Annotated in this window: 9 protein-coding genes; 3 read left to right on the plus strand and 6 right to left on the minus strand. The window is 65.8% G+C overall.

The window, feature by feature from the left end:
- Positions 1-599, minus strand: a 599-nt coding sequence (locus MK181_10475) for an NAD(P)-dependent oxidoreductase (GenBank protein MCH2420223.1), incomplete at its 3' end; no start/stop codon positions are given.
- Between the two features lie 10 nt (positions 600-609).
- Complete coding sequence (locus MK181_10480; protein ID MCH2420224.1) at positions 610-1,578, minus strand: hypothetical protein; 969 nt, start codon at positions 1,576-1,578, stop codon at positions 610-612.
- A gap of 84 nt (positions 1,579-1,662) precedes the next feature.
- On the opposite strand from MK181_10480, the gene MK181_10485 reads away from it, so the two are divergent.
- From MK181_10485 to MK181_10495, 3 genes are all read left to right on the plus strand, one after another.
- Positions 1,663-2,439 carry an SDR family oxidoreductase gene (locus MK181_10485; GenBank protein ID MCH2420225.1) on the plus strand — a complete coding sequence of 259 codons (777 nt, stop codon included), beginning with the start codon at positions 1,663-1,665 and terminating at the stop codon, positions 2,437-2,439.
- 104 nt (positions 2,440-2,543) lie between these two features.
- On the plus strand, positions 2,544-3,482 hold the full coding sequence (locus MK181_10490) for an SDR family oxidoreductase (GenBank protein MCH2420226.1): 939 nt from the start codon (positions 2,544-2,546) through the stop codon (positions 3,480-3,482).
- A gap of 54 nt (positions 3,483-3,536) precedes the next feature.
- On the plus strand, positions 3,537-4,313 hold the full coding sequence (locus tag MK181_10495) for an SDR family oxidoreductase (GenBank protein ID MCH2420227.1): 777 nt from the start codon (positions 3,537-3,539) through the stop codon (positions 4,311-4,313).
- Between the two features lies 1 nt (position 4,314).
- Here the strand turns inward: MK181_10495 and MK181_10500 are convergent, their stop codons facing one another.
- From MK181_10500 to MK181_10515, 4 genes are all read right to left on the minus strand, one after another.
- Entirely contained in the window at positions 4,315-5,292 is a 978-nt protein-coding gene (locus tag MK181_10500; protein MCH2420228.1) for an MBL fold metallo-hydrolase, read from the minus strand.
- A gap of 65 nt (positions 5,293-5,357) precedes the next feature.
- A complete protein-coding gene (locus tag MK181_10505; protein ID MCH2420229.1) occupies positions 5,358-7,169 on the minus strand; it encodes a nitrite/sulfite reductase in 1,812 nt (603 codons plus the stop codon).
- A gap of 51 nt (positions 7,170-7,220) precedes the next feature.
- The gene (gene cobA, locus MK181_10510; protein ID MCH2420230.1) at positions 7,221-8,033 is read right to left on the minus strand and encodes a uroporphyrinogen-III C-methyltransferase; all 813 of its coding nucleotides are present in this window, start codon (positions 8,031-8,033) and stop codon (positions 7,221-7,223) included.
- The coding region (locus tag MK181_10515) for a hypothetical protein (protein MCH2420231.1) at positions 8,030-8,528 on the minus strand (499 nt) is incomplete at its 5' end. The genes cobA and MK181_10515, both read right to left, overlap by 4 nt.

The raw sequence follows: 8,528 nt of genomic DNA on the forward strand, positions 1-8,528 counted from the left end.
TCACGCAACCACACCGACTCGCCGGCCGCCACCCAGTCCCCGTGATAGGCGGGCAGGCCACCGTTGGGTCCGTAACTGGCGTTGATACGGGTAATGGTGGTGGGGAGGTCCAGCACCCGGGCCATCGTGCGGGCCACCGCCTCCTGCGACACCTTCGACACGCCGTAAGTAGGGCTATGGGGTGCGGTGGCGTCGCCTAGTGGGTCGGTCTCGACGTAGCGGTGCATTGGGTCCTGGTGGGGTCTGTACACCGAATTGGTCGAAGCGATCAGGGCGCCAGCAGCCCGTCGGCAGTGGTTCATGACTAGGCCGGTCGCCTCAGCGTTGGCCCGGATGGCCCGGTCGTGGTCAAGTGTCTTCCCCTGCCACGCGGCAAAGTGCACTAGGTGGGTGAAGTCATCGGGCAGGCCGTTCAGGTCTCCGGACGCCAGATCGGCCACGTGTGTAGTCACGCCGATGGCTTCGGCCCGCTCGCGGCTGCCCTCGGCACAGAAGCTCGCCCCGCCACCAACCTCGTTGTCGCGGGCCAGGAACCGGGCGATCGGATGACCGATCTGGCCGGTGAGGCCGGTAACGAGAATCTTGTGGTCGCGGAGCACGCCGTCGACGCTACGACGCAGCGGGTAGTCGGGTCACCCCGAGAGAGAATTCCCCGGCCGCCGCATAGAAAAGCCAGCGGCCCTCGGCTTCAGGGTGGTCGTCAGTCGATAAGTCGATCACGAACGGGTCGCGGAGGCCGTGCTGAGGTTGGAACGATGGGCCCCTCGGGGTGGGTTCGACGGGGAGGGCGGCTCCCTCCCACGACTCGACGGGGCGCAGGATCTCCTCGACCGGTCCAGCCGACCAGGTAGACCAGTCGCCACGGAGATCCACAGTGGTCCGCAGGATCCGCTCCGGGGCGTCCCCCGCCCGGGTGAACCAGACGAGGAGTTCGTGGTCGACGACGACCACGCCGGCGTGTCGGATCTCATCGTCTTGAAACAGTGAGGGCCCCGCCTCGAACCCAGACAGGCCGTCCACTGACCGGCAGAGCCCCGACGGCATGGATAGCCCGTACCAGTGTCCGTCCCACCGAAATCCCCGGGGGTACGACGGTGAGATTGCGGCCAGCAGTTTGATGGGCCGGAACCGGAGTCCGTCGTCGGAGGTCGCAGCCAGGGTGTGCTGGTCCATGGTCGGGTAGCGGTTCCACGACGGAAGGTGGCCGGCCATTGCTTCGGTGACGTGACCGTGGAAGTACATGCGGATCGTTCGGGCTTCATGGTCCACATGAACGTCGGGGGAGGCCACGTGCCGTCTGGCGTCGGTTGGATCGATAGCCGTCGCGACGTCGTCGACGTGAAGGACATCAGTCGACACGATCCGCCACGGCCCGGTGGGGTGATCCGACGTGGCCAAGCGGATGGACGCACCCCGGTGATGGGCGAAGTACAGCAGATACCGGTCGAGTGGCCCAGCAGTCGGTACGGGCAGCCAGTCTGGCGTGGGGATCACCGACGGGCCCTGGACGTTGAAGTCCCCGTGTTCGGTAGGCAGTTCCGGGTGGTTCCGGGGGATTATCAGGTGTCGGTCGGCCATTGGGTGGGTTTCAAAGGGCGTCGATGGTGCAGGCTGTCAGCGTGTCCGGAGAGGGCACGTCACTGTAGGAGAGGGGTCGCTGCCATGTTGGATCGAAACGGGGTCGCAGCGTTACACGATCTGACGGGGAGGGTGGCCGTCGTCACCGGCGGCAGTCGGGGCATTGGCTTGGCCGTAGCCCATGCCTTCGCCGCCCAGGGGGCCCGGGTGGTGGTGTCAAGTCGCAAGGCTGAGGCATGCGACGAGGCCGTGGCGTCGATTCGGTCGGCTGGCGGGGAAGCCATCGCCGTGCCGGCCCATGCTGGGAACCTCGACGATCTGGAGGCGCTGGTCGCAGCAACGGTGGACGCCTTCGGTGGGATCGATGTCCTGGTCAACAACGCGGCCAATCCGTTGGCCCTGCCCATAGGGTCGATCACCCTCGACGCGTATGCCAAGTCGTTCGACGTCAACGTTCGCGGGCCGCTCTTTCTGTTCCAGTCCTGTCTTCCGTACCTACTGGAGTCGGAACACGCCGCGGTCGTTAACGTGATCTCGGCAGGCGCTTTTCTCCACACGCCGGGTGGCGCCCTCTACGGTGCGGCCAAGGCAGCGCTGCTTCACTTCACCCGGTCGATGGCCGCCGAATACGCCACCGCCGGCATACGGGTCAACGCTCTGGCGCCCGGTCCGACCGACACCACGATGGTTCGCAACACCGGACCCGAGGAGGCGGCGTCCATGGCCCGCTCCACCCGTCTGGGGCGCCTGGCCGATGCTGACGAGATGGTGGGTGCTGTGCTCTACATGGCATCTGAGGCTTCAAGCTTCATGACCGGTCAGTGCATCACCGTCGATGGGGGGCTCGTACCAGCTCGCTGAATACATGGACCGTTGAGCCCACGACGACCGACCGTCGGTAGGGTGGCTACCGAATCTGACGGACCGTCAGGAATTCAGACGGCCACGAGCCTCCGGAGAACCACATGTCATTGGGAGATGCCGCCCACCTCGAAGGAAAGAACATCGTCGTCACCGGTGCCGGCAACGGGATCGGTCGGGCTATCGCCCTGGCCTGTGCCGCCGAAGGCGCCAACGTGGTGGTGGCCGATTACGGCGTTTCGATAGATGGGAGCAACCCGTCCAGCGATGTCCCCGACGCCGTGGTGGCTGAAATCGCTGCCACGGGTGGAACGGCCATCGCAGTCGCTGGCGACGTGTCAGAGATGGCGGTTGGTCAGCGCATCGTGGACGCTGCCGTCGACAACTGGGGGACCGTCGATGGCGTGGTCTGCGTGGCCGGAATCGTGCGCGAGCGGATGTTGTTCAACATGAGCGAAGAGGAGTTTGACCAGGTGGTCGGTGTCCACCTCAAGGGCCACTTCACGCTCTACAAGGCTGCCTCGGCGGTGATGCGCAAGCAGGAGACCGGGGGCAGCCTGATCGGATTCACCTCCGGGGCGTTCGTGGCGTCGACTGCCCAAGCCAACTACTCGGCTGCCAAAGGCGGCATCGTTTCGCTGACTCGGAGCGCAGCCTTTGCCCTGAAGAAGTACGGCATCAATGCCAACTGCATCGCCCCGGCTGCCATGACACGCATGTCGGAGAACGTGCCGTTCGAAATCGAGGCCGGCAGCCCTGAGGCCATCGCTCCTCTGGCCGTCTGGCTGATGTCGGACATGGCCCGCGACGTGACGGCCCAGATCTACACCTGTACTGGCAAGCGCATCGCTGTCTGGAACCAACCCCTCGAAATCCGCCACATGTGGGCCGATGACGGCGAGGCCTTCACTGTCGACGAGATCGCCAACAAGCTCCCGGCCACCATCGGCGACGAGGAGATGCCGATGTTTGCCGACCTGGATCGGCGCATGAAGGAGATGGCCGAGGCCCAGTCATCTGCTGGGGTGAATAGCGGGGCCTAAGTCCCGTACGCGCCGCCGAACCTGTAACCAACCTCTCGGCATAGCCTGCAGAACGTGGACATTCCCGAATACGTGCCCGGACACGGCCTATTGGTCGATCGGATCGTCGTGGTCACGGCGGCGGCCGGAGCCGGCATCGGCTACGCGGTAGCGAAGAAGGCCGTCGAGGAGGGGGCGACCGTCGTCATCTCCGACGTTCACGAGCGCCGACTCGGCGAGGCGGCCGATTTGCTGGCCGAGATGGTCGGGATTCGCCCGCTGACCATGGTATGCGACGTCCGTGACGAGGCCCAGGTGCAGGCCCTATTGGACGCAGCACTGGCTGAGCATGGTCGTATCGACGTGATGGTCAACAACGCCGGCTTGGGAGGTGACACCCCTCTGATCGAGATGACCGATGAGGAGTGGGACCGGGTGCTGGACGTCACCCTCACAGGGTCGATGCGTTGTACCCGGGCATCCATGCGGATCATGGGCGTCCAGGGCCACGGGGTGATCGTGAACAACGCCTCGGTGCTCGGCTGGCGTGCCCAGGCCGGTCAGAGCCACTACGCAGCTGCCAAGGCTGGAGTCATGGCGCTGACACGGTGTGCGGCGATCGAGGGCGTGGAGTCCGGTGTTCGGGTCAACTGCGTGGCCCCCAGTTTTGCCACCCACCCGTTCCTGGCCCGGACGACCAGCGAGGAACTCTTGGCCGAGTTGGCTGATGGTGAGGCTTATGGCCGTGGGGCCGAGCCGTGGGAGGTGGCCAACGTGGTCGTATTCCTGGCCAGCGACTACTCGTCGTACATGACCGGTGAGGTCGTATCGGTCTCCAGCCAGCGGGCCTGACTCAGACCAGGCTCCAGTCCGCCTTCCATGCTGAATCATCAGCCGAGTCACCTGTCGTTCCGTCGGTGATGGCTCGTCCAGATCGGGACAGGGCCAACAGGTGGGCGTACACCACGGCCGCCGCCGCCTTGTGGAGTTTCTTGTCAACGTCGGCGTACAGGTCGGCCACGATGGACTCAATGTTGCGGGGTCCGTTGGCCAGAGCGTCGATTATCTGATGCTCCCGATGCTCCCTGTGCTCGATTAGGGAGGACACGTAACCGACAGGGTTGGTGATTGCCGGGCCGTGGGTGGGCCGATAGATGGCCTCCGGGCGTTCGAGAAGACGACGCAGGTTGGCCAGATAGTGGTTCAGGTCGCCGTCGGGTGCCGGCACCACAGTGGTCGACCATCCCATGACGTGGTCCCCGGTGAACAGTGTGTCCTCCTCCTGCAGGGCGAAGCACAGGTGGTTGGAGATGTGGCCCGGCGTGTGAAGGGCCTCAAAAGTGAAGCCCTGGCCGGCCACCACGTCGCCGTCGCCGGTGACCACGTCGGGGACGAAGTCGCGGTCGCCGGCTCCCTCGCCGTCTTCGGACTCAGGCTCCTCGCCGGCCTCAATGGCCTTTCGCACTCGTTCGTCGTGGGCCCGGATGGCCTCCGGCGGGTGGGGGCCGAAACCAAAGGTTGGAGCACCGGTTACCGCCTGGATGGCTGCGGTAGCCGGAGAGTGGTCGGGATGGGTGTGGGTGACCAGTAGGTGGGTGACTCGTTGTCCCTCCACGGCCCTGAGAACGGCCTCTACGTGGTCGTCGTCGGCCGGTCCGGCATCGATAATGGCCACTTGATCCGAGTTCCCGGACGGTCCGATGATGAAGGTGCCCGACCCGTGGTAGGTAAACATCGACGGGTTGTTGGCTACCACGCGTCGGACGAGTGGCGAGAGTTGCTCAACATTCCCGTAGGGGGGCGGATCCTCGAACTGGAACTGGGGTGGCATGGCCGCATCCTGCCCGACGAGCCCCACTGGGGGGAACCCCGGAAGACCCTTGGGTCAGCGTTGGGTTAGGTGGCGCACTCGGACTCGCCGATCTCGGCCGCGTAGGGGCCAGTCTCGTCGTAGTCCACGTAGAACTCCGGATTCTCGTCCGGGGTGGGAAACTGGTCGAGGTCCTTGAGCCCGGATGCAACCTCATTCACGCCACCCGAGCGGTTCATCCAGTCGATGAACCGCTCGCCGGCTTGCCGCTCGTCGGCGAACCGTCGGACCACCCGCACTGTGGCCTCAGCGGCGTTCTTGGCCGGTAGGCGCAGGGCCTTCTGGCCGAAGTGGACCTGTGTCTGGCCGACGTAACCGCCGAGCAGCATTTGATAGCCCGGTGCGGGCTGCCCGTGAGCCCGACGCTCGGCGCCAAAGAATCCGATGTCGGCCGTGTGGTGCTGACCGCAACTGTTCGTGCAGCCGGAAATATTCATACGTACGCCGCCTACCTCAGCCAAGCCGGCCTCTTCCAGAGCGGTGCCGATGGCATTGGCCAGCCCACGGCTCTGGGTTACGGCCAGGTTGCAGGTATCGGCGCCGGGGCAGGCCACAACATCGCGGGACAACTCGGCGCCCGCCATGGCCATGTTGGCGGCTACCAACCGTTCGTGCAGGGCGGGGAGTTGGTCTTCGGTCAGGTCTCGCATCACCAGGTTCTGGCGGTTGGTGACCCGGACGTCGGTGTCGAACTCCCGGACCATGGCGGCCACGGCGCGGAACTGAGCTGAGGTGACGTCACCCAATTCGCACCAGGCGTAGGCCGAGACGGTGCCGTTGGCAGCACCCCGTACCACGTTGGCCTCCACCCAGCGGTCGTAGTCACTCTTAGCGCCAAGGGTCACCGGGGTGCCCTGACCCATAGCCGTCGGGGTGACGCCGTCGGCCAGGCCGGCTGGCTCGTCACCCCAGTCGGCTACCAGTTCGGGTACCCCGCCGGGCCAGGTGGCCGAAGCGGGGAGGAGCTTGCGGATGGCCACCACGCGACGACGCACCTCGTCGATGCCCAACTGGTCGACGACCCACTTGAGTCGAGCCCGAAGCTTGTTATCCCGGTTCCCGGTCTGTTCGAAGACCCGGAGGACCGCCTCGATGGTGGCTAAAAGGTCCTCGCGTGGCGTGAATTCTTCCAGCGCCAGGGCGGGGAACGGCGTCGTGCCGAGGCCACCGGCGATGTAGACCCGGAAGCCCCTCTCCACGCTGCCGTCGGAGAACGTCCGGGTGGCGGCCACTACTCCCACGTCGTTGAACATGGCCTGACCGCAGTCGGTGTCGCAGCCAGAGAAGTTGATCTTGAATTTTCGGGGCAGGCGCTGGCTCAGTGGGTTACGGACGAAGTGGCGGTACACGGCCTCGGACCATGGGGTCACGTCGAGGACCTCCATGGGGCAGGCGCCGGCCAGGTGGCAGCCCTGGACGTTGCGGACGGTGTCACCGCACGCTTCGCGGGTTGTTAAACCGACCTCGGCCATGCGGCGCATGACTTCCGGGATCTCGGCAAGCTCCACGAAGTGGAACTGGATGTTCTGTCGGGTGGTGATGTGACCCCAGCCCCGGCTGTGGTCGTCGATGACGTCGGCCAGCAGGTCCAACTGGTCAGCGGTGATGGCGCCGTAGGGGACCTTCACCCGGACCATCTGATTGGTGCCGCCCTGACGCTGGCCGTATATGCCGTTGTTGAGGCGGAAGACACGGAAGACATCCTCCTCGATGCGCCCGGCCTGGTAGCCGGCCAGCATCTCCTCAAACTTGGCGATGTCGGCAAACAGGTCGATAGCCATGTCGGGATTGACGCCGGGGACAGTCTTGAGGGCACGGGTTTTTTCGATGAGGTTCATCGGGGATTCCTCTTATGGGCGGTCGGACGGTGGATCTGGGGAGCAGCCGGTTCAGCGGGTCAGATCGTCGACGAGGTACTGGAGTTCGGCGTCGATAGAGATGTCGGGACTCGTTGATACATGGGTCGTGTCACGGGTCGAGCCACGGGTGAGATCGAGGTCAGCCACCGTGCCGATGACCAGGACGGCGGGGGCGGCCACTGACAAGTGCAGGTCGGGATCGGTGAAGTCGGCAAGGCGGGCCCGCAGGGTGCGTTGGGCCGCTGTGGTTGCCGACTGGATGGCAGCCACCGGGGTGGCGGGATCCATGCCGGCATCCAGCAGGCGTTTGGCGATGGCCGCGGCCCGCGACGCTCCCATGAGGACGACCAACGTGGTGCCCAGGCGAGCCAGAGCTGCCCAGTCGAGGTGGTGGTCGGCGGTCGGGTCCTCGTGGCCGGTGACCACAGTAAAGCCACTGGCGTGGCCTCGCATGGTGACCGGGATGCCAGCAGCGGCTGGTCCGGCGATAGCCGAGGTGATGCCGGGCACGATCTCGACGTCGACGCCAGCGGCACGCAGGGCTTCGGCCTCCTCTCCGCCCCGTCCGAACAGAAACGGGTCGCCGCCCTTGAGTCGAACGACGGTGTCAGCCCGCGCGGACACGCGCATGAGAACGCGATGGATGTCCACCTGGGCGTTGGGTGGTCCACCAGGCCGCTTGCCGACGTCGATCCGCTCGGCCCAGGGGGCGATGAGGCCCATGATGCGGGGGTCGACGAGGCGATCATGGACGACCACGTCTGCGATGTCGAGAAGGCGGCGGGCCCGCACGGTTAGGAGTTCGGGGTCGCCAGGGCCGGCGCCCACCAGATGGACGGTCATGCGGTGGACCCCGTTAGGCCGAGGGCCGACCGGAGGTATTGGCGGGCGCCTTCGAGGTCTCCGGACCGGACGAGGTCCACCAGGGCGTCGTCCAGGGCGTTGGCCCAGTCGGGGGACTCCGAGGTACCGGTAACTGACCGCAACTCGGACCGGACCTCGGCAGCCAGGGATACGACAGTGGCGTGTTCGGGACCGACGGTCTCGTCGATGGCGCGGCGCAGCCATGCGGCTACGGCTGGGCTGCGGCCGTTGGTAGACACCGTCACCTGGAGGTCGTCCAGAGTGGTCACCGCGGGGAGGGTGAACGAGCAGTGCTCAGGATCGTCCGCGCTATTAAGCCACACGTCGGCAGCCTCAGCGTCCCAGAAGACCTGGCCATCGACCGCCGGGTCCCCGGTGGCCGTGACTGCCAACCGGTACGAGGCCACCTCGCCGCGGCGGTAGGGGCGTTGGTGCCACCGTACTAGGTGGTTATCGGCGATCTCTTGGAGGGCG

This window comes from Acidimicrobiales bacterium (assembly GCA_022452035.1).
Lineage (GTDB): Bacteria > Actinomycetota > Acidimicrobiia > Acidimicrobiales > MedAcidi-G1 > UBA9410.

Bases quoted from the DNA above. Each gene is read 5' to 3' on its own strand.
- MK181_10480 (MCH2420224.1), bottom strand. From the start codon at position 1,578: ATGGCCGACCGACACCTGATAATCCCCCGGAACCACCCGGAACTGCCT.
- MK181_10485 (MCH2420225.1), top strand. From the start codon at position 1,663: ATGTTGGATCGAAACGGGGTCGCAGCGTTACACGATCTGACGGGGAGG.
- MK181_10490 (MCH2420226.1), top strand. From the start codon at position 2,544: ATGTCATTGGGAGATGCCGCCCACCTCGAAGGAAAGAACATCGTCGTC.
- MK181_10500 (MCH2420228.1), bottom strand. From the start codon at position 5,292: ATGCCACCCCAGTTCCAGTTCGAGGATCCGCCCCCCTACGGGAATGTT.
- MK181_10505 (MCH2420229.1), bottom strand. From the start codon at position 7,169: ATGAACCTCATCGAAAAAACCCGTGCCCTCAAGACTGTCCCCGGCGTC.
- cobA (MCH2420230.1), bottom strand. From the start codon at position 8,033: ATGACCGTCCATCTGGTGGGCGCCGGCCCTGGCGACCCCGAACTCCTA.